The sequence below is a fragment of the Aromatoleum bremense genome (assembly GCF_017894365.1).
Taxonomy (GTDB): domain Bacteria; phylum Pseudomonadota; class Gammaproteobacteria; order Burkholderiales; family Rhodocyclaceae; genus Aromatoleum; species Aromatoleum bremense.
On record NZ_CP059467.1, the window covers coordinates 2602877 to 2624337 of the forward strand.

Annotated in this window: 18 protein-coding genes; 5 read left to right on the forward strand and 13 right to left on the reverse strand. The window is 64.9% G+C overall.

What is annotated here, in order from left to right:
- Positions 1-227 precede the first annotated feature (227 nt).
- The 3 genes from pbN1_RS12305 to pbN1_RS12315 all read left to right on the forward strand — a co-directional run bounded on the left by pbN1_RS12305 (position 228) and on the right by pbN1_RS12315 (position 5762).
- Positions 228-2990, forward strand: a complete 2763-nt coding sequence (locus pbN1_RS12305; RefSeq protein WP_169202552.1) for a class I SAM-dependent DNA methyltransferase — start codon at positions 228-230, stop codon at positions 2988-2990.
- Positions 2987-4006 (forward strand): virulence RhuM family protein, encoded by a 1020-nt coding sequence (locus pbN1_RS12310; RefSeq protein WP_169202553.1) that lies wholly within the window; start codon positions 2987-2989, stop codon positions 4004-4006. Before pbN1_RS12305 ends, pbN1_RS12310 begins: the two co-directional genes overlap by 4 nt.
- Before the next feature lie 328 nt (positions 4007-4334).
- On the forward strand, positions 4335-5762 hold the full coding sequence (locus pbN1_RS12315) for a DEAD/DEAH box helicase (protein WP_244856936.1): 1428 nt from the start codon (positions 4335-4337) through the stop codon (positions 5760-5762).
- 33 nt (positions 5763-5795) lie between these two features.
- Here the strand turns inward: pbN1_RS12315 and pbN1_RS12320 are convergent, their stop codons facing one another.
- Positions 5796-7013, reverse strand: a complete 1218-nt coding sequence (locus tag pbN1_RS12320) for an IS256 family transposase (protein WP_169204317.1) — start codon at positions 7011-7013, stop codon at positions 5796-5798.
- Positions 7014-7138: 125 nt separating this feature from the next.
- Here pbN1_RS12320 and pbN1_RS12325 point away from each other — a divergent pair, with 125 nt between their 5' ends.
- A complete protein-coding gene (locus pbN1_RS12325; RefSeq protein ID WP_210147483.1) occupies positions 7139-7843 on the forward strand; it encodes a hypothetical protein in 705 nt (234 codons plus the stop codon).
- Positions 7836-9032 carry a GIY-YIG nuclease family protein gene (locus pbN1_RS12330; RefSeq protein ID WP_169204233.1) on the forward strand — a complete coding sequence of 399 codons (1197 nt, stop codon included), beginning with the start codon at positions 7836-7838 and terminating at the stop codon, positions 9030-9032. The genes pbN1_RS12325 and pbN1_RS12330 overlap by 8 nt, the downstream gene beginning before the upstream one ends.
- 46 nt (positions 9033-9078) lie before the next feature.
- Here the strand turns inward: pbN1_RS12330 and pbN1_RS12335 are convergent, their stop codons facing one another.
- From pbN1_RS12335 to pbN1_RS12390, 12 genes are all read right to left on the reverse strand, one after another.
- Entirely contained in the window at positions 9079-10554 is a 1476-nt protein-coding gene (locus pbN1_RS12335; protein ID WP_244856938.1) for an efflux transporter outer membrane subunit, read from the reverse strand.
- Between the two features lie 8 nt (positions 10555-10562).
- On the reverse strand, positions 10563-12551 hold the full coding sequence (locus pbN1_RS12340; RefSeq protein WP_169204235.1) for a MacB family efflux pump subunit: 1989 nt from the start codon (positions 12549-12551) through the stop codon (positions 10563-10565).
- On the reverse strand, positions 12548-13816 hold the full coding sequence (locus pbN1_RS12345; protein ID WP_210147484.1) for an efflux RND transporter periplasmic adaptor subunit: 1269 nt from the start codon (positions 13814-13816) through the stop codon (positions 12548-12550). Before pbN1_RS12345 ends, pbN1_RS12340 begins: the two co-directional genes overlap by 4 nt.
- A 241-nt stretch (positions 13817-14057) precedes the next feature.
- The gene (locus tag pbN1_RS12350) at positions 14058-14474 is read right to left on the reverse strand and encodes an ExbD/TolR family protein (RefSeq protein WP_169204291.1); all 417 of its coding nucleotides are present in this window, start codon (positions 14472-14474) and stop codon (positions 14058-14060) included.
- Complete coding sequence (locus tag pbN1_RS12355; RefSeq protein WP_169204290.1) at positions 14474-15253, reverse strand: MotA/TolQ/ExbB proton channel family protein; 780 nt, start codon at positions 15251-15253, stop codon at positions 14474-14476. Before pbN1_RS12355 ends, pbN1_RS12350 begins: the two co-directional genes overlap by 1 nt.
- A gap of 2 nt (positions 15254-15255) precedes the next feature.
- A complete protein-coding gene (locus pbN1_RS12360; protein ID WP_244856940.1) occupies positions 15256-16107 on the reverse strand; it encodes an energy transducer TonB in 852 nt (283 codons plus the stop codon).
- Positions 16108-16254: 147 nt separating this feature from the next.
- On the reverse strand, positions 16255-16731 hold the full coding sequence (gene bfr, locus pbN1_RS12365) for a bacterioferritin (RefSeq protein WP_169203843.1): 477 nt from the start codon (positions 16729-16731) through the stop codon (positions 16255-16257).
- Positions 16728-16958, reverse strand: a complete 231-nt coding sequence (locus pbN1_RS12370; RefSeq protein ID WP_169203844.1) for a bacterioferritin-associated ferredoxin — start codon at positions 16956-16958, stop codon at positions 16728-16730. The genes bfr and pbN1_RS12370 overlap by 4 nt, the downstream gene beginning before the upstream one ends.
- A 44-nt stretch (positions 16959-17002) precedes the next feature.
- The gene (locus pbN1_RS12375; RefSeq protein WP_169203845.1) at positions 17003-17209 is read right to left on the reverse strand and encodes a hemin uptake protein HemP; all 207 of its coding nucleotides are present in this window, start codon (positions 17207-17209) and stop codon (positions 17003-17005) included.
- A 142-nt stretch (positions 17210-17351) separates the two neighbouring features.
- Complete coding sequence (locus pbN1_RS12380; protein ID WP_169203846.1) at positions 17352-17777, reverse strand: type 2 periplasmic-binding domain-containing protein; 426 nt, start codon at positions 17775-17777, stop codon at positions 17352-17354.
- A gap of 10 nt (positions 17778-17787) precedes the next feature.
- Entirely contained in the window at positions 17788-19017 is a 1230-nt protein-coding gene (locus tag pbN1_RS12385; protein WP_169203847.1) for a hypothetical protein, read from the reverse strand.
- Entirely contained in the window at positions 19014-21458 is a 2445-nt protein-coding gene (locus tag pbN1_RS12390; protein ID WP_169203848.1) for an EAL domain-containing protein, read from the reverse strand. The genes pbN1_RS12385 and pbN1_RS12390 overlap by 4 nt, the downstream gene beginning before the upstream one ends.
- Positions 21459-21461: the final 3 nt, after the last annotated feature.

Consider the following 21461-nt stretch of genomic DNA (forward strand, 5'->3'; position numbering starts at 1 on the left):
TGCATGAGTTGGAACGTGCGAGAATGATAAGAAGAATGAGAAGAGTTCGCAATAGCGAAATCGAGATTTTGTCCTTGTCGAACGCATATGCCAGAGCCGGCGGACGTCGTCCAGGCGTCGATCGAGGATCAATGTGCTGATTTCGAAGTCGATCCCTTCAGCCTTGGCATCGTCGATAATCTCCCACCAAGCGCTACCGCCCTGACGCCACATAGGCAAGATGCTTCATGAATGCAGTAGAAATCGAACAAGCCATCTCGGAACTGGCTCAGCAGCCCTTCGATGCGGCGGAGTTTCCCTTCGCCTTCCTCGCCGCGTTCGGCAACAAGGACACGGCCCTGAGGCGCCTGCGCGCCGGTAACAACAACGCTTCGGATGTGCCCGGTGGCGTGCTCCAACGCAACAACATCCACATCGCCGTGTGCGAAGCGGGCGCGGCGGGCGAAACCCTCAAGGTCTTGCGTGCCAGTCCCGCTACCACGAAGGCGAAAGCCAAGTTCATCCTCGCCACCGACGGGCAGACCCTCGAAGCCGAAGCGCTGGCCGGTGAGGGAGAAACCATTGCCTGCGCCTATCCGGACTTCCCCGAGCACCTCGGCTTTTTCCTGCCTCTGGCCGGCATCTCCACCATCAAGGAGATCAAGGACAACCCCATCGACGTGCGCGCCACCGGGCGCCTGAACAAACTGTACGTCGAACTGCTGCGCGAAAACCCGGACTGGGCCACGGACGAGCGCCGTGCTGACATGAACCACTTCATGGCGCGCCTGATCTTCTGCTTCTTCGCCGAAGACACCGATATTTTCAAAGCCCGCGGCATGTTTACCCAGACCGTGAAGGAAATGGGCGAGCCTGATGGCGCCAACACCCATGAGGTGCTGGCCGAAATTTTCCGCGCCATGAACGTCAAGGAGACCGAGCGCGCCTCGGCCCATCCTCGTTTGCCGAACTGGGCCAGCCGCTTCCCCTACGTCAATGGCGGATTGTTTTCCGGCAGCACCGAAGTGCCGCGCTTCACGCGCATGGCAAGGACCTATCTGATGCACGCGGGCGCCCTGAACTGGCGCGAGATCAACCCGGACATCTTCGGCAGCATGATCCAGGCCGTGGCCGACGACGAAGAGCGCGGCGCATTGGGCATGCACTACACCAGCGTGCCCAACATCCTCAAGGTGCTGAACCCGCTGTTCCTGGACGAACTGCGCACGCAGTTGAACGAGGCCGGCGACAACGAACGCAAGCTGCTGAATTTACGCCGCCGCATGGCGCGCATCCGCGTGTTCGATCCGGCCTGCGGTTCGGGAAATTTCCTCGTCATCGCCTACAAGCAGATGCGCGCCATCGAGGCGGAAATCAACCGCCGCCGGGGCGAATCGCATCTGGGCAGCAAAATACCGCTGACCAACTTTCGCGGTATCGAACTGCGCGACTTCCCGGCGGAGATCGCCCGCCTGGCGCTGATCATCGCCGAGTTCCAGTGCGACGTGCTGTATCGCGGGCAGAAGGATGCGCTGGCTGATTTCCTGCCGCTGGATTCGCAAAACTGGATCATCTGCGGCAATGCCTTGCGGCTGGACTGGCTGAACATCTGCCCGCCGACAGGGAGGGGAGTGAAGGTCGTGGCCGACGATCTGTTCGGTACGCCGCTCGATCAGACGGAAATTGATTTTGAGAACGAAGGCGGGGAAACGTATATCTGCGGGAATCCGCCATATGTCGGCGACAAATACCAGACGAAGTACCAGAAAGATGACCTGAAAACTCTAGCTGCAAAAGACGTTCGCGCAGTTGATTACATCGCCGGCTGGTTCTGGAAGGCTTCTGAATACATTAGGCACGGCGGCCGCTTTGCCTTCGTCTCTACCAATTCCATCTGCCAAGGAGTTCAGGTTCCGTTGATATGGCCGAAAATCATTGCTGCTGAGCAGGCAATTTTTTTCGGCCACAAGGACTTCCTGTGGGGCAATAACGCCGCCAAAAACGCGCAGGTTACGTGCATTATCGTCGGCGTGGCGAGAATAGGAATCAAGCCGAAATACATATTTGACGGGGAAGAGCGCAAAGAGGTTGAAAGCATCAGCTTCTATCTGACGCCCGGCAAGAACGTTATCGTCGAAAAGGCGAATGAACCGATCTCAGATGTCGCGGTCATGTTTGGCGGCAACATCCCCCGGGACCAGGGAAATCTTTTGCTCTCACCCGATGAGGCGAGGGACTTGGCAATCTCGCACCCGACGGCAGCGGCATTGCTAAAGCCCATCTTGGGTTCAAACGAGTTCATCAATGGGTTGGAGCGATATTGCCTTTGGATCACTGACGCACAGGCACCGCTCGCTTTCTCTATCCCGCCGATCAAGGCACGGCTCGATCGTATCCGCCAATATCGTTTGCATGGTAGCGAGCGCGGGCGTGCGGGCCTCGACACGCCTTATAAGTTTGAGCGCACGATCATCGGGAATGACCATACGATCATCATTCCCAGCGTTTCATCAGAACGCCGCGCCTACCTTCCATGTGGATTGTTACCCGCCGAGGTGCGCGTCTCCAACCTCGCGCTCGCCCTCTACGACGCCCCCCTCTGGAACATGGCGCTCATCGCCTCCCGCCTGCATCTGGTCTGGATTGCAACAGTCTGCGGAAAACTAGAAACCCGATACCGCTACTCCAACACCCTCGGCTGGAACACCTTTCCCGTCCCCTTCCTCACCGAGCAGAACAAGGCTGACCTGACCCGCTGCGCCGAAGCCATCCTGCTCGCCCGCGAAGCCCATTTCCCCGCCACCATCGCCGATCTGTACGATCCGGACGCCATGCCGGACAACCTGCGCCACGCCCACGAGAAGAACGACGAAACACTGGAGCGCATCTATATCGGCCGCCGCTTCAAGAATGACACCGAGCGGCTGGAAAAGCTGTTCGAGCTGTATACGAAGATGACGGCGGAGGCGGCCGGCAACGCACCCAGGAAAACGGGAAGAGGGAAAAAATGAGCGAACTCATCCTCTACAGCAGCGACGATGGCCGGACCCGGATTCACCTGCGGGCGGAAGGCGAAACGGTATGGTTGAGCCAGTTGGAAATTGCCGAACTGTTCCAGACCAGCAAGCAGAATGTCTCTCTGCATGCCAGGAATATCTTCGAGGATGGGGAGCTGAACCCGCAGGCAACCGTCAAGGAATCCTTGACAGTTCAAAACGAAGGCGGGCGGCAGGTGCGGCGCAAGCTCATTCATTACAACCTCGACCTGATCCTGGCCATTGGCTACCGTGCGCGTTCGCCGAGGGGCGTGCAGTTCCGTCAGTGGGCCAGCGCGCACCTCAAGGAGTTTTTGCGCAAGGGCTTCGTGCTGGATGACGAACGCCTGAAAAACCCAGGCGGTTGGGATCATTTCGATGAGCTGCTGGCTCGCATCCGCGAGATTCGTGCTTCGGAAAAGCGTTTTTACCAGAAGGTGCGCGAGCTTTTCGCCCTGAGTTCCGACTACCGGGTGCGCGAACACGAAACCGCCCTGTTCTTTGCCGAGGTACAGAACAAGCTGCTGTATGCCACCACGGGCCATACCGCCGCGGAACTGGTGGTCAAGCGTGCCGATCCCGGCCAGCCGAACATGGCACTGATGACCTGGAGCGGGTCTCGCGTGCGCAAGCAGGATGTGATTGTTGCCAAGAACTACCTGACCGCCGATGAAATCGACACGCTCAACCGCCTGGTGGTGATTTTTCTGGAGCAGGCCGAGTTGCGGGTCAAGCAGCACAAGGATTTGAGCCTGGATTTCTGGCGCAGCAATGTGGACAAGATGCTGGCTTTCAACGATCAACCGATTCTCTCGGGCGCAGGGTTGATCAGCCGTGAGCATATGGAGCGCGTTGCGCATGAACGCTATGTATTGTTCGACCAGCAGCGGCGTGAGGCAGAGCGTGCCCAGGCGGATGCCGACGACCTGAAGGAAATCGAGGAGATTGAGCACGTCATCAAGCAAGCCGACAAAAAAGGGAAAAGTGGATGAGTTCAGCAGCGAATGACACCCCCGCCAGCCTGATCCCGTCTGCCGACCCGGTCCACCCCCGTTCGGGCTACGTCCCGTTCTGGGCCTAGTCGATCAAGTTTTGATCGGGTTTTGATGATGCCGCGCCCGCAGCTTCCTCCATGCGACCGAAGATTTGAGAAATCCTTATCGAACATGGGTTTACCCAAGCGACCTGAACACTCTGAATTTTGATCCGGTTTTGATCGATGCCACACTTGTACCGTGCCATCTCCGCTGGAACCCCATTTGTCCAACAAACTGTTGGACAAGTCACGGACGGTAGTTCTCCAATAAACAGCGAATCGCCATGACCGAACAGACCAACCCGACCAACGCCTGCACCATCCCGTCCGTATCCATCACCACGGCCCGCACCGGAGCTTCCAGCAAGGCCAACGAGCTGGGCATGCGCGCCATGCAGGAGCGCGCCTACGCCAAGCGCGGCGAGCAGTACCTGCTGATCAAATCGCCGCCCGCCTCGGGCAAGTCCCGCGCGCTGATGTTCATTGCCTTGGACAAGCTCCACAACCAGGGCCTGCGGCAGGCCCTCATCGTCGTGCCGGAGCGCTCCATTGGCGGCAGCTTTGCCGACGAACCCCTGAGTCAGCACGGCTTCTACTGGGATTGGCAGGTCGCTCCCCAGTGGAACCTGTGCAACGCTCCGGGAATCGACGAGCCCCGTGTGGCGAAGTCCAAGGTCGATGCGGTACGCAAGTTTCTTGAAGGCACCGACAAGGCGTTGGTCTGCACGCACGCGACGTTCCGTTTTGCCGTGGAAGAGCTGGGCGTGGCGGCTTTCGACGACCGGCTGATCGCCATCGACGAGTTCCATCATGTTTCAGCCAATCCGGGCAATGTGCTGGGCAGCCAGTTGGGCGCGTTCATCACCCGCGACAAAGTGCATCTGGTGGCGATGACCGGCTCCTATTTCCGCGGCGACAGCGAGGCCGTGCTGGCCCCGGCGGATGAGGCCCGCTTCGAGACGGTCACGTATACCTACTACGAGCAGCTCAACGGTTACCGCTGGCTCAAGTCGCTGGATATCGGCTACTTCTTCTACACCGGTCCTTATGTGAATGCCGTGGCCAGGGTGCTGGACCCGGCGCTGAAAACCATCGTGCACATTCCCAATGTGAATGCCCGCGAAAGCCTCCAGGACAAGGAACGCGAGGTCAACGAGATCATGCACGCGCTGGGCGAATGGAAAGGGATCGACCCGGCCACCGGCTTCCACCGCGTCGAAACCCGGCATGGCCGCACGCTGAAAGTGGCGGACCTGGTGGACGACAGCGATCCGGCACAACGCTCCCGCGTGCTGGCGGCGCTGAAAGACCCGGCGCAAAAAGGCAACCGCGACCATGTGGACATCATCATCGCGCTGGGCATGGCAAAGGAAGGCTTTGACTGGATCTGGTGCGAACATGCCCTGACCATTGGCTACCGCAGCAGCCTGACCGAGATCGTGCAGATCATCGGCCGCGCCACCCGCGACGCGGAAGGCAAGGAACGCGCGCGCTTCACCAACCTGATCGCCGAGCCCGCGGCGGAGCAGGCCGCCGTGGCCGAGGCGGTGAATGACATGCTCAAGGCCATTTCCGCCAGCCTGCTGATGGAGCAGGTGCTGGCCCCGCGTTATGAATTTACGCCCAAGAACATCGGCCCGTTGCCGGGCTTTACCTACGGCCCGGATGGCTACCGAGAGGGTCAGACCAGTCAAGTCCAAAATCTGCTGTAAATTCTCTTCAGCCCGGATGATGACGAATGGTTTTTATCCGGCGAGAGCAACAACGTTGTTGCTCTCGCCGGCGGCGGCGCGGGCGGCGACCCACTCCGCGAATTCATCCATATCCAGATATCGTCTTTCCTGCCAGACCTCGTTCTGCTCGGCCAACAGGGCGCCGATCAGGCGCAGGGCGGATTCGTCGTTGGGGAAGATGCGGATCACCCGCTCGCGACGGCGAATCTCTTCGTTGAGCCGCTCCTGCATGTTGGTCGTGCGCAGCCGCCGCCGGTATTTCTCTGGCAGCGCCATGACCGCCATTGCGTCGGCGAAACCTTCCTCGATGCACGCCACGGCCTTTGCCGCCGTTTTCTCGAAGCGCTCGACGAATTCGGCGAGCCGGCGCTTGGCCTCGGCCATGTCCGCCGCCTGGAAGACGAGTTTGGCTGCCGCCGCCACGTCGGCCCGGATCTTGGCGCTGCAGCTCCCCAGAATGTTGCGCATCAGATGCACCTGGCAGCGCTGCCAGGTCACCCCCTGAAAATGCTTTGCGACCGCCTGCGTCAGCCCGCCGTGGCTGTCGGAAACGACGAACATGACGCCTTTCAACCCCCGGCCTTTGAGCCAGCGGAACGTCTCATCCCAAGTGGCGAAACTCTCCGTGTCGCCGATCTTCACGCCGAGAATTTCGCGGTAGCCGTCACTCCTGATGCCCGACACGACCAGTGCGGCGCGCGATACGACGCGGTCGCCTTCCCTGCTCTTGATGAACAGCGCATCGACCAGAACAAACGGGTAATCGCCTTCGAGCCGTCGCTCGTTGAAGGCACCGACACGTCCGTCCAGTCCGGCGCAGAGCGCGCTGACCGTCGATTTGGAAAAGCTCGTGCCGCACAGCTCCTCGGTGATCGCCGATACTTTCCGCGTCGAGACGCCTTGCACGACCATCTCCATCAGCGCCAGTACAAACGCCTGCTCGCTCCTCTGGTAACGCTTGAAGATCTCTGTCGAGAAGCTGCCATCCCGCGTCTGCGGCACCAGCAGCGTCACCGGCCCCACCCGTGTGTAGAGCGTGCGTGCTCGCGTGCCGTTGCGGTAGCCGGCGCGCTCTTCCGTGCGTTCGTGCCGCTCCGCTCCCAACGCTTCTGTCACTTGCGCCTCCAGTATCTGGTTCAGAACCGCTTCTACCAGTTTCGCCAGCCCGTCCTGACCGCTCAACAGCCCTGGCAACAAATCACGCCCTACGCTAACATCATATCCAGCCATCGCTTCGCCTGCCTTTCTTCGGTTGATCAACGCTTCGACAACGTCATCGTACCGAACTGAAGCGGTGGCTACCTGCCACTCGATTTACAGCAGTTTACGGACTCAATCGTCAGACCAACGTCGGTGTGAATGAAGCCACCGGCCAGTATCACGTCGAGATCAACGGGCTGGCTAAGCCGGAAACGGCCGAGGCAACGCGTATCTGCAGAGAGGATTTGAACGAAGTCGTCACCAGTTTCCTGCAGGACAAGACCGCGCTGGAGCGCGGCCTGTTCGACCAGGAAAACACCCTGCCCGAAGAGCTGACCCAGTTGCGCATGGGCAAGATCGTGCGCGAGCGTTATCCGGAGTTGAGCGCGGCCGATCAGGAGGCCATCCGGCAGCACGCCATCGCGGCGATGAACGTCACGCAGCAGGCCAAGCTGGCGTTGGCACAGGCTGATGCCGAGGGCAGCGATGCCGTGCAAGGCAGTACGGCCTTGCTGGAGGGGGTGCGCAAGTTCGTCAACGTGCGCGAGCTGGATATCGACCTGATCGACCGCATCAATCCCTTCGATGCGGCCTATGCGGTGCTGGCGAAAGCGATGGACGAAAAATCGCTGCGCCAGGTGCAGGCCAGCATTGCCGCCAAGAAGGTGAGCATTCCTGAAGACGAGGCCCGTGAGCTGGCGAAGCGTGCCTTGTCGTTCAAGAACGAGCGAGGCCGCCTGCCCGATATCAATTCTGCCGATGCGTGGGAAAAACGCATGGCCGAAGGGGTGGCTGCGCTGGCGCGTTGCCGCGCCCAGGCCAGGGCGGCGCAGGAAAAGGAAGAGTCCGCCAATGGCTGAAATGGATGACGACGAACTGCTGGATGCGCTGGGGGTGGAAGTCACGCCGCTCAAGATCTCCAGCCGAACCCCGCGCGAGGAACGCATCGTCGCCGGCTTCGAGGATATTCTGCGCTTTCATCAGACTCATGGCTGCGCGCCGCTGCATGGTGAAGGCCGCGACATCTTCGAGCGCCTGTATGCGGTTCGCCTGGACCGGTTGCGCAAATTGCCGGAAGCGCGCGCCTTGCTGGCCGAGATGGATGCGCCCGGTCTGCTGTCTCCTGGCGCAGCGGCAAGCTCCGCCGATGCCGACGCCTTGGACGAAGACGCCTTGCTGGCCGAACTCGGCGTCACCCACACGCCCACCGGGCAGAACGACATCACCGTGCTGCGCCATGTGCGCTCCAGCGCTGAGAAGCGTGCCGCCGAGGAGATCGCCGAGCGCACACCCTGCGCCGATTTCGATAAATATCAACCGCTCTTTGAGCAGGTAGAACGGGAGCTGAAAACCGGCATCCGCAAAACGCTACGCTTCGGACGTGATGCCAGCATTGCCATAGGCAACTTTTTCATCCTTGGCGGGCAATTGGCATATGTGGCCGAAATGGGCGATCAGTACCGCACGCCTAACAAGGAGACAAATGCCCGCCTGCGCGTCATCTACGCCAACGGCACCGAAAGCGATCTGCTACTGCGCTCCCTGCAGCGCGCCCTATACAAGGATGAGACAGGCCGCCGCCTGACCGATCCGGACATGGGCCCGCTGTTCGGCGAGGCGGTCGAGCCCGACGACATCGAATCCGGCACCATTTATGTGCTGCGCAGCCTGTCAAAGCACCTGTTCGTTGCCGAGCACCGTGAGCTGATCCACAAGATCGGCGTGACCGGCGGCAAGGTGGAAAGCCGCATCGCGGCCGCGTCCAAGGACGCGACCTACCTGCTGGCCGACGTGCAGGTGGTTGCCACCTACAAGCTGCACAACCTCAATCGCACCCGGTTGGAGAACATCTTCCACCGTCTGTTTGGCGCAGCACAGCTCGATTTGACCATCGAAGATCGCTTTGGAAATCCAGTGAAACCAAGGGAGTGGTTCCTGGTACCCCTTCATGTCATTGACGAAGCGGTTCAGCGCATACGGGATGGGTCGATTACTGACGTGGTCTATGACCCGAAAAGCGCACAGCTGATCGGCCAGGTTCAGCAGTAATTGCTGTTGAACGCGTGGACAACTGCAATGGCCGCCTTTGCCTTGTTCAACCCGAATTACTGCGAGTCCCTCGCTCGCCGGAAGCTGTCGGGCCGAAATGTTCCCACCCGCCGCCGAGTGCCTTGAAGAGGTCGAGCGCGGCGGACAGGCGCGCGAAGCGCAGCTGCGCGAGCTGGTCCTGCGCCTGGAACAGCGTGCGCTGCGCGTCGAGCACCGCGAGGAGGTCGTCGGCGCCTTCACGGTAGCGCAGTTCGGCGAGCCGCAGGGCGCGCGCCGCCTCGTCGCGGATCAGCTGCTGGGTGTCTTCCTGGCGACGGTTGCGGTCGACATTGCCGAGGGCGTCCTCGACCTCCTTCAGCGCGGTGAAGATTGCGGCGCGGTAGTTTTCGACGAATTCGCGCCGGCGCGAGCGCGCCGCCTCGACGTCGCCGCGCAGGCGCCCGCCGTCGAACAGCGTCTGCGCGAGGCTCGCGGTGAGCGCGACGCTGTTCGACGGATTCGCGAGCGACAGCAGCGCCGTGCTCGCGAGGCCGGCCGAGCCGGAAAGCTGCACCGACGGCAAGAGCGCGGCGCGCGCGGCGGCGACGTCGGCGTCCGCCCCGGCGAGCTGCGCTTCGGCACTGGCGAGGTCCGGGCGGCGCACCAGCAGGTCGGCAGGCAGGCCCGGGGCGACTTCGGGAATCGCGAGCGCAGCGAGCGTTTCGCCGTTGACGCCGAAGTCCTGCGGGACGCGGCCGAGCAGCACCGCGAGCGCGGTGAGCGTCTGGCGCTCCTGATTTTCGAGCGGCAGCAGCGCGGCGCGCTGCGCGAGCACGGTGCCGCGCTGGCGGCTGATGTCGAGCGCGGAGGCCGCACCGTTGCGATAGCGGGCCTCGACGATGTTGAACACGCGCTCGGCGATCGCGAGGTTGTCGCGGGCGATGTCGAGGCGGGTGCGGGTTGTGAGCAGCTGGAAATACGTGTTCGCGACGCCGGCGACGAGCGTCAGCCGCACCGCCTCGAAGTCGTGGCGGGTCGCCGCAAGGCTCGCGCCGGCGCCAGCGACGCCCGCAGCGAGCCGGCCCCACAGGTCGACCTCGTAGCTGATCGCGAGGCTCGCGCCCGACGATTCGCTGTCGATGGCACGTCCTCTCGCGGGGTCGGTGCGCCGCCAGTCGGTGTCGCCGCCGACGCTTGCGAACGGCAGCAGCGACGCGCCGGCCGCGCGCAGCTGAATCTCGGCCTGGCGCACGCGTTCCGCCGCGATGCGGAAATCGGGGCTGCCGGCGAGCGCCTCGTCGATCAGGCTTTCGAGCTGGCGCGACGAAAAACTGCGCCACCAGCCAGCGCCCGGTTGCATCGCGACGGCGGGCACGGGCTCGGACCAGCCCGGCGGCATCGTCAGCCCGGGCCGCGTCGCCGGTTCGGTGATCGCGCAGCCGGTGACGAGCAGCGCAACGGCTGCGAGGAGCAAAGTGCGCCGCCGGCGCAGGCCGGCTTGGGACGAGCTGCCGCGCGGCGCGGGAAAGGAGGATGAGGGCATCGAGAATGTCATTCCGAGGCGAGCGCGATGACCGGATCGAGGCGGGCCGCCTTGCGTGCCGGCAGGTAGCCGAAGACGAGGCCGGTTGCGAAGGCACAGCCGAATGCGAGCAGCACCGGCGGAGCCGAGTAGACGATCGGCGTGTCGAAGGCTTCGATGATCGCCGCGGCACCGAGGCCGACGACGACGCCGATGACGCCGCCGAGCGCCGAGACGACGAGCGCCTCGATGAGGAACTGCTGCAGGATGTTCTTCATCCGCGCGCCGGTCGCCATGCGGATGCCGATCTCGCGGGTGCGCTCGGTCACCGACACCAGCATGATGTTCATGACGCCAATGCCGCCGACGAGCAGCGAGATCGCGGCGACGGTGCCGAGCAGCACCGTCAGGGTGTTCTGCGTTTCGGACACGCTCTCGATGACCGACGCCATGTTGCGGATCTGGAAGTCCTCGACGCCGCTGTGGCGCGCCTGCAGCAACTCGTGCACCGCCGCCTGCGTGTCGTCGATCTGCGCGACGTCCTCGACCGCGACGGTGGCGCTGCGCAGGTGCCGTTGGCCGAACAGCCGCAGGCTGCCGGTCGAGTACGGCACGAAGATCACGTCGTCCTGGTCCGAGCCCCATGGCGTCGCGCCCATCGGACCCATGACGCCGACGACCTGGAACATGATGCTGTTGACGAGCACGAACTCGCCGACCGGATCAGCGTCGCCGAACAGCGCATTCGCGACCGTCTGGCCGAGCACCGCGACGGTCGCGTAGCGACGCTCGTCGGTGGCGCTGAAGAATGTGCCGCGGGCGATCGGCCAGTCGCGCGCGAGCGTGAAGTCGGCGCCGGTCGCGTTCGCGGAAGTGCGGTGATCGGCGTTGCCGGAGCGGATCGTTACCGTCGAGCTCTGTTCGGGCACCGCGGCGAGCACGTTTGGCAGGTCGCGGATCGCACGCACGTCGTCGAGCACGAGCGTCGCCGTGGTGTCGCGGCCGCGCTGGTTCGGCGCGCCGGGGCGCACCGTCAGCAGATTGGTCCCCATCGAGCTGATGCGGTCGACGACGTCCTGCTTCGCCCCGTCGCCGATCGCGAGCATCGCGATCACCGCGGCGACGCCGATGACGATGCCAAGCAGCGTCAGCGCGGCGCGAAAGATGTTCGCGCGTAGCGCCCGCAGCGCGGTCCGGCCGGCCTCGACGATGTCGGACAGCGGCGACGTGCGATCGACGTGCGGCGCGAAGTCGGGCTCGACGCCGGGGCGCGGACGGGGGCCGGCGTCGGCGACGATGTGGCCGTCGCGGATCTCGATGATGCGCTGCGCCTGCTCGGCGACCTCGCGCTCATGTGTGATCAGGATGATCGTGTGGCCGTCGGCGGACAGCTTGTTGAGCAGCTGCATGACTTCGGCGCCGCTCTTGCTGTCGAGCGCGCCGGTCGGTTCGTCGGCGAGGATCACGCGGCCGCCGTTCATCAGCGCACGCGCGATCGACACGCGCTGCTGCTGGCCGCCGGAGAGCTGGTTCGGCCGGTGCTCGGTGCGCTCGCCCAGGCCGAGCGACGCGAGCAGGCCGGTTGCGCGCGCGTGGCGTTCGGCCGGCGGCATGCCGGAATAGACCGCCGGCACTTCGACGTTTTCGCGCGCGCTCGCGCCGCCGATCAGGTTGTAGCTCTGGAACACGAAGCCGAACGTCTCGCGCCGCAGCCGCGCGAGGTCGTCGCGGTCGAACGCCGCGACGTCGCGGCCCATGAAGCGGTAGCTGCCGCTCGTCGGGCGGTCGAGGCAGCCGAGGATGTTCATCAGCGTCGATTTTCCCGAGCCTGAACTGCCGACGATGGCGACGAATTCGCCCGGCAGGATCGTCAGGTCGATGCCATGCAGTACCTCGACGGCGAGCTCGCCGTTGCGGAACGTTTTCGTCACACCGGACAGTTCGATCAACGGCACGCCCGCGGACGTGCCGACTTTCGTGTCGGCGCCCAGCGCGCCGATGAACGGCTCGGTTTTCATAGCCGCGGCGTGCGTCGCGCGGCGGCGGGGGCGTCGGTGCGCAGCGCCGCGCCGGAGACGACGCGGTCGCCTTCCTCGAGGCCGGACAGCACCTGGGCCTGGACGCGATTGCTGACCCCGACTTCAACGCGCCGCTCCTGCAGCGTGCCGTCGGCCGCCGCGACCCGGACGGTGCGATGGCGCGGCCCGGCGGTGCCGCTGGCCGGGCCGCGCGGGCGGGATGGGCGGGCTTCGCCACCGCCCGCTGCGTTGCCGCCGGCAGCCGTGCGCGTGACCCGCGGCGCTGCGGTGGAAAATGCCGACATCGGCACCAGCAGCGCATCGCGCGCGGCGGCGACGACAAAGAACACTTGCGCCGTCATCTGCGTCATCAGCGCCTGCTCCGGGTTCGAGACGTCGAACAGCGCGTTGTAGAGCACGACGTTGTTCTGCACGACCGGCGTCGGCTCGATCTTGCGCAGCGTCCCCCGCCAGCGGCGCCCTTCGCCGCCGAGGGTCGTGAAGTAGGCGTCCATGCCGAGCGTGAGGCGGCTCACGTCCGCCTCGGAAACCTGCGTCTGCACGGTCATCGTCGACAGGTCGGCGACGCGCAGGATCACCGGCGCCTGCTGGCTGGCGATCAGCGTCTGACCCTGGCGCGCGGTGATCGACACGACGGTGCCGGTGATCGGCGCATAAATGCGCGCGTAGTTGAGGTTTGCCTCGTCGGCACGCAGGTTCGATTCGGTCTGGTCGATCTGCGCCTTGAGCGCCTCGACCTGCGCCTGCGCGCCGAGTTGCGTCGCTTCGGCCGTCTGCAGCGCGTCGGCGGTGGTCGCGTCTTCCGCCATCAGGTTGCGTTGGCGCCGCAGCTGCAGGTCGGCGAGTCGCCGGTCGGATTCGCGCTGCATCAGCTGCGCACGCAGGTTGCGCAGCTGCGCGCGCGTCGCATCGACGCGGCTCTGCAGCACGATCGGGTCGATCTCGGCGAGCAGTTCGCCGGCTTTCACTTCCGAGCCGACTTCGACGTGGATCTTCTTCAACTGCCCCGACACCTGCGCACCGACATCGACGTAGTCGCGCGGCTGCAGCATGCCGGTCGCGGTCACGACATCCTCGATATCGCCGCGTGAGATGCTCGTGAACTGGTAACCGGACGCTTCGTCGGGCTTTGCGAGATATTTCGACCAGGCGAAATAACCCCCTGCGCCGAGCAGTGCGAGACTGAGCAATGCGATCGCAACGCGACGCCAGCGTCGCTTCGGGGAAGGTGCGGAGGGATTCATGTAGTGACCGGACTCGGGGTTGCCTGCGCACAGTGTGCCGTGCATTCGATAAGGATTGCAGCCCGAAGAATACGGGAAGGCATGCCGCTGCTTTGTATCGTATTGCAGGCAGGGGTTCCCGCGCCGGAGCGGGGCGGGTGATTATGACATGCCGCCGGCGGGAGACCGGCGCGTGCGGCCGCGCGGACGGCGGCCGGGAGGTGTGGGCAGGCGGGGACGTAGTCGCCGCCGCGCCTGCCGGTCAGTTCTCGGGAACGGTGACGAAGCCCATTTTCTGGATGCCGGCGAGGCGCGCCGCGGACATCACTTCGGCGAGCTTCTGGTAGCGCGTCTCGCGGTCCGCGCGCAGGTGCAGCTCCGGCTGCACCGGGTTCGCCGCGGCCTCAGCGAAGCGTGCCTGCAGCTCGGCGTCGCTGATCCGGCGGTCGTTCCAGTACAGCGTGCCGGCCTCGTCGATCGCCAGCGTCACCGTTTCCGGCTTCTCGTTCGCCGCCGCGCTGGCCGCGTTCGGCAGATCGATCTTGACCGCATGGGTCAGTAGCGGGGCGGTGATCATGAACACGATCAGCAGCACCAGCATGACGTCGATCAGCGGCACCATGTTGATCTCGCTCATCGGGGCGCCGCGCCCTTCCTGGCTGAATCCGCCGAAAGCCATCACGCGGCTCCCGGTGTCGGCACGCGCAGCTGGACCGGCGCCGCGCCGCGGGCAGTTGTGCTGGCGCCCGCGGCCATGTCGCCGGTCGGTGCGCTCGCCAGCCGCGTGCCGGTCGTGAACCAGGCGTGCAGGTCGTGTGCGAACGCGTCGAGTTCGGAAAGCTCGAGGCGGTTTGCGCGGGTGAACGTGTTGAACGCGAGAACCGCCGGGATCGCGACGAACAGGCCGAACGCGGTCATGATCAAGGCCTCGCCGACCGGGCCGGCGACCTTGTCGAGCGTCGCCATCCCCGATGTGCTGATGCCGATCAGCGCGTGGTAGATGCCCCACACGGTGCCGAACAGGCCGACGAAAGGCGCGGTCGAGCCGATCGACGCGAGCACCGTGAGGCCCGACTCGAGCTGCGCCGTCGACAGCGCGATCGACTTGCGCATCGCGCGGGTCACGAACTCGTCGGCGTCGAGCTTGCCGCCCAGCGTGTCGTCGTGCGTGTGGCGGCGCAGATGTTCGGCGGCCGCCGCGCCCTGGCGCGCGAGCGCTTCGAACGGCGAATCGGGTGCCGCGCCGGACAGCCGCGCGAGGCCTTCGTCGAGATGCGGGGCGTTCCAGAACGCTTCGACGGCGTTGTCGAAGCGGCGGGCGCGGAACTGGCGCACGGTGCGGACCAGGATCAGATACCAGCTCGCCACCGACATCACGACGAGCGTGAAGGCGACGAGCTTGATGATGAGGTCGGATTGGCCCCACAGGTGCGCAAGGCCGAAAGTGTCGCTAGGCATGTTCACAGTCCTTCGAGTTTGAAAATGATCGGCACGACGACCCACGCGTCGACATTGCGTCCGTCCTGCTTCGCGGGCACGAAGCGCCAGCGGGACACGGCGTTCTCGGCCGCGGTGTCAAGCCGGCGCGAGCCCGAGCTTGCAGAGAGTTCGATCTTGCCGGGCATGCCCTCGCCTGTCACGAAGACGCGCAGCATGACCTTGCCTTCCTCCCGCATCCTGCGCGACAGCGGCGGGTAGGCCGGCGGCGGATTGTTCAGGTAGGCGGCGTCGAAACGCGCGGCGACGGTCTCCGCCGGGCGGGAACGGACCGCGGGCTGCGGCGGCGCGGCGGGGGCCTCGGCAGGCGGGGCGGGAGTCCGGACGACGGGGGCGGGGGGCGTCGGCGGTTCGTCGTTGCTGACCGCAGTGGCGGAGTCCGTGAGCGGGACCGGGGGCGGCGTGACTTTCGCCGGCGCCGGCCGGCTTTGGCGCGGCGCCGCCTTGGGTGGCGCGGGCTGCGGCTTGCTGACTTCCGGTTTCGGCGGTGTCGGCAGGACGGGAGCCGGTGCCGCCATCGGGATCACCGCAGGAGGTTCGATCAGCGCGACGGTGATCGGCGGCTGCGGTGCTTCGGCGGGAGCCGGCTGAAATCGCGCGAACCCGATCGCCGCGGCAGCGTGCGCGAGCGCGACGAGCACGAGCATCAGGCGACGTTCGCGCCGGTTGCGTGCCTCGGGCCGAAGGGGCGACTGGCCTCCGGTCTTCAGGCGGGACCTTGTGGCCGGGCGCGGTGCGGCAGCCGGCTCGCGACGCGGTGCGGGATCCTGCCGGTCGAGGAACGAATCTGAGGGAAGGCTATGCGAGAGGTTCATCGGGTCTGTTCCGCGCGTCTGCCCGGTACCTGGCGGATTCTGCGCGAGAACGGGCGGGAGTGGGTGTGGAGTGGAGGGGGAGGCCGGCCGCGCGCCAGTCGGGTGCCGGAGGGTACAGCACGTACCCCGGCCCGGCGGCAGTGGCAACTAGCTGGAGCTTTCCATCTGCGACTGCAGGTAGTTCTGCAGGCCTACCTTGCCGATGAGCTCGAGCTGCGTTTCGAGATAGTCGATGTGCTCTTCGGTATCCTCGAGGAGCTCCTCGAACAGTTCGCGCGAAACGTAGTCCTGAGAGGTTTCACAGTACGCGATCATTTCGATGAGGTCGGTCCGCGCCGCCAATTCGAGCTTCAGGTCTCCTTCCAGGCACTCGGGGACGTTTTCGCCGACCAAGAGCTTGTTCAGATTCTGCAGATTCGGCAGCCCTTCGAGAAACAGCACGCGCCCGATGAGCTTGTCGGCGTGCTTCATTTCCTCGATCGATTCTTCGTACTCGTGATGACCGAGCCGCCCCAGGCCCCAGTTCTTGTACATGCGCGCATGCAGGAAGTACTGGTTGACGGCGGTGAGCTCGCTGGTCAGCTGCTTGTTGAGAAACTGGATGACTTTGACGTCGCCTTTCATAGGGCCTCCGCGGCAAACGAGAACGAGGACGCGACGACGGCGGGGGCCGGAGTCGCGGTCTGCTCTGCCAGCGCTGAACGCAGGCAATCGCGGGCGCACGTCGCGCAGCGGCCACATTCGCTCGCCACGCCGAGTTTCGTGCGCAGCTCGCGCAAGGTCGATGCGCCTTCGCTGACTGCCTGTTCGATGTGACGATCCGTTACCGCGTTGCAGACGCAGACGTACATAGTCTAGCCTCGTTATTCCGTTTGTTCGCCCGCTTGCCGCAGGATCACTTTGTCAAGATAAGTTTCCCCGCGCGGGTCGCGCGCAGGACGTAATGCATTCCGTCGTGGTCGATCGTCACGCTCGGACGCCCGAGCAGCAGCTGGGCGCTCGGGATCGCCTGCGGGTGCTGTTCCGTCGTGCTTCCCCGCGATGCCCCTTCAACCGGATGGAGGTGCGTGGCTCGCGGCGGGAGGGAGAGCTCGTTTGGCATGTTTTAATATAACGAATAGGAACGATTCGCATTACAACATTGCCTGCCGGATCGGTCAAGCGTCTTGCGTATCTTGCGGGGAAATCGGGGCACCTCGCGCTTTGCGGCCGTGATTCGAGCCGATGCGCAGGGAGAGCGGCGCTCAGGGAAGCTTGAGCAGCACTTTCATGTGGGGATCCGCATCGGCGGCCGACAGATAACCGATCAGGTTCGGGTCGGTCATGAGGCGCGCGCCAAGTTCGCGGACGTTTTCAGCTTGCTGCGGCGGCAGCGCGCGGCCCGTGAAAACCATGCGTGACCAGTAGGCGCGGATCTGGCTCGGGTTCTTGCCGGTGAGTTGCTCGTAGAAACGGTCCCGCACCCTGCCCGCCGGCAGGTCGACAAGTGCGACCGGTGTCCCGTCGGGCAGGCTGCGGGTGCGCCCGAGATACAGCTGCTCGGCCTGCTGTCGTGACAATTCGCCAATTCTGCCGTCGGCGCTGGTGACGATGACGATCTGCGCCGCGGCGAGCGGGGCGAACAGCGCCAGGGCCGCCGTGACGAGAATTCCGAGGGGGATGCGCTTCACCTGGATCGTCTCAGAAAGTCAGGTCGAGCGAGAGGCTGAACGTGTTCGCCGTATTTCCCGCGATTCGGGCAGCCTGCATATTGCCGCGCGGGAAGTAGGACCCCCAGGCGTTGCGATCCAGCCGGGCGTGAGTGAATTCTGCCTTGAGCGCGGTGGTGGGCGAGACGTCCCAGCGTCCCCCGGCGGTGATGCTGCGCTGAGCGTTGTTGCGCGAGGTCAGGTACGCCTTCCAGCCTGCATCGAGCGCTGGGAAGGACGCCGGAATCGTTGCCCTGGCGATCGGTTCGTCGAGGATCTGACGCGCGAACGAGACGTAGGGCGTCAGCGCGCCGAAGCGCCTGCCGGCGCTCAGGTACCACGCGCTCGAACTCGTCACGTAGCGGTCGGCTCGCCGGCGCACATATTCGCCGATGACCTGCCAGCGGCCGTCGTCCCATTGCAGCCCGACCGAAGTGAAACTCGTCCTGCCGTCGTCGCCCGACAGATCGCTTGTCACGCCGCCCAGTCCGACCGCGGCAAGGCCTGCGGTGAGCGCGGCATGCTGGGCGCCGTGGCGCTTGAGCATGAATCGTGCGTTGGCGCGTCCGAGATGCAGCGAAAGATCGCCCCGCGTCAGCACTAGACCGAGGCCCCAGGTCTCGTCGAGCCGCGCCCTGCCCTGCAGAAACGAGATCGCGCTGCGGCCGTAATAGGGGTGGAATTCGGCGTCCAGGTCGCCGATCCGAGCATGGTAGATGAAATCGATGCCGTCGAGGTCGTTGAACGGATTGAGGCCGTACACTTCGACGGGCGGGCGCACCCAGGGATTCGAGTAGTTCACGTACAGCGAATCCGACAGCATGAAGAACGGCGCACGGACCCGGCCCACGCGTACCGACAGACCGGGCGCGAGCGTCTGGCGGAAGAAAGCGAGCGTGACCCGCGGGTCGTAGCTGTTCGTCCCGTCCTCCATGACGAGGGCCTGCAGCGTGACGTCGTTGTCGGCCAGAAGCCGCAGGCTCGCCTGCAGGCCCAGCAGCGAGTCGGGGCTGAAGTCCGGATCGCTGCTGCTGCTGGGGTAATTGACGCCGTAACGCGTGAACCACATGTCGCGGCGGTCGGTGGTCACGGCGCCGAGCGTCGCGAAACCCGACAGTTCGGGCTTCATCGGGTCGGCCGCGGCGCTGTCCGTCGCGCGAAGGGTCACGGACAGCAGCAACAGCAGGAGGAAGCGTGCGCAATGCAGAGGGCGGACGATCATGTCGAGGCCTCGGTCAGCGTCGAAGTGCCGAACAGCAACTGTTCGGCCGCCGTGGGGTCCAGCGGGCGCGAATAGTGGTAGCCCTGCCCGTAGTCGCATCCCATCGCCCGGAGTAGCGCGTCCTGCACAGGCGTTTCGATACATTCGGCGACTACACGGATGCCGAGGTCGTGAGCGAGCTCGATGCTTCGCGCGACGATTTTGCGCAGGCGCTCGTCGTGCTCGAGGCTGCGGACGAACGAGCCGTCCAGCTTCACGATGTCGCACGGGATGGTGTGCAGGTAGCTCAGCGCCGAGTAGCCGGTACCGAAATCGTCGATCAGCACCGATATGCCGGCGTCGCGCAGCCGCTGCAGCACCTGCGCGGCGGAGCCGTACGACTCGGCGAAGACGCTTTCGGTGACTTCGACGCGCAGCCGGTCGTTGGCCAGCCCATGACGCCGGACTTCGGCGATGATCTCGCCCGCGAGGTCGGGCCGGGAAAACTGCAACGCGGAAAGGTTGACGCTGACCTTGGGGACCGGCCTGCCGTTGGCCCTGCGCTGCCACTGCAGGATGTGCTCGCAGGCGCGCGTCAGCACGAGCATGTCGAGCTCGTGGATCAGGCCGAGGGTCTCGGCGAGCGGAATGAACAGGTTCGGCGCCAGCATCCCTTCGGTGGGGTGCGGCCAGCGCACCAGCGCCTCGAAGCTGCTGATGCTGCCGTCGGCGAGCGCGACGATCGGCTGGAAATACACCGCCAGCCCGCCGCTGCGCAGCGCCGCGCGCAGCTCGCCTTCGAGCCGCAGGCTTTGCAGCGCCTGGGTGTGCATCGACACGTGGAACATCGCCACGCGGTCCTCGCCGCCCTCGCGCGCCTGCTGCAGGGCGTTGTCGGCATCGCGCAGCAAGGCTTCTCCGTCATTGTGGTCGGTGCTCAGCGCGATGCCGACGCGGCATTTCGGGTACAGCGTGTGGCCGGCGAGCCACGTCGGCTTCGCGAGGTTCTCGCGCAGCGCCTCGGCAAGGCGCAGCGATTCGGCCGGATCGTCGATGCCGTTGAGCAGCAGCGCGAACCGGTCGCCGCCGACGCGCGCCGCGACATCGCCCTGGCGCAGCGTCGCCCGGATCGCCTCCGCCACTTTCTTCAGCAGTTCGTCCCCAGCGGCGTGGCCGAAGCTGTCATTGACGAGGCGAAAGCGCTCAAGGTCGATCGCGAGTACTGCAAAGCCGAAACGGTCGGCCCGGCGCTGCTGCTGACCGAGTGCGCTGTGTACGTGCTCGAGGAACAGGGCACGATTCGGCAGTCCTGTCAGGCTGTCGTGGAGGGCATCGAACTGGAGCTGCATCTGCGCCAGCTTGTGCAGGTGGATGTCACTGATCGATCCCGCCATGCGGAACGCGCGGCCATCGGGGCCGCGCAGCGCCACGCCGCGCTTCATGACCCAGCAATAGCTGCCGTCGTGCTGGCGCATGCGGTATTCCGCCTTGAACTGGGCGCTGTCTCCCTTCAGGTGCTCGACCAGCTTGTTGCGATACGCCGATACATCGACCGGGTGGATTCCGCCGAGGATGTCGGTGGGCGACTGCAGCGGGCGGTCGGCCGAAAGGCCCGTGATCTCGCAGCAGCGCGGCGAGCAATACACCGACCCGGCGGCGATGTCCCAGTCCCACAGGCCGTCGTGGGCGCCCTGGATCGCGAGTTCGTACCGCTGCTCGCTGGTTTTCAACCGCGCCGCCGTGTCCTGCAGTTCCCCGATCCGGTCCTGCAGGTTCGCGGCCATGACGTTGAAATGCTGGGCGAGGCGGGCGAGCTCGTCGTGGCCGTCTTCCGGCAGGCGGTGGTCCAGCCGCCCCTCGGCGATCGCCTGGCTGCCCGCGAGCAGGCGGCTCAGCTTGCGGGTGAGCAAGAAACCGATGCCCGACAGCAGCGCGAAGGTCAGCAGGATCTCGGCCAGCGCGATCACCCCACCTTGCTCGGTGATCGCCTTGCGCGCTGCGGCGAGCACCGACACCGACACGCCGAACTGCAGGAAGCCGATTTCGTTGCGTTCGAGCAGCAGCGGCCGGCGCACGTGGATCAGCTCGTTGTGGTGGCTGTCGTTGGCGACGTCCGAGTTGTCCGGCGGCAGTTCGGTCATCCCGGGCATCCCCGCGCTGACGAGGAGGTGTCCATCGGCGGTGCCGATGCGCACATAGACAAGGCCTTCATCGGCTTCGCCGAGCAACTCGCCCAGCACGTCCTGCAGCACGTCGAACTGGCGCTGGTCGCCGTACGCCGCCGCCATCGCGTGGAGCATCGTTGCGTTCTGGTCGATGAGCGTGTCGAGGCTCGCGGACGTCGCGTCGTTCATCAGCCGCACGCTGTTGGCGAGCAGCAGCGTCAGCAGCAGGATCTGGACGACCGTGCTGCCCAGCAGCAGGCGGACACGGATTGAAGTGCTCCGGAAAGGAAACTTCACCGT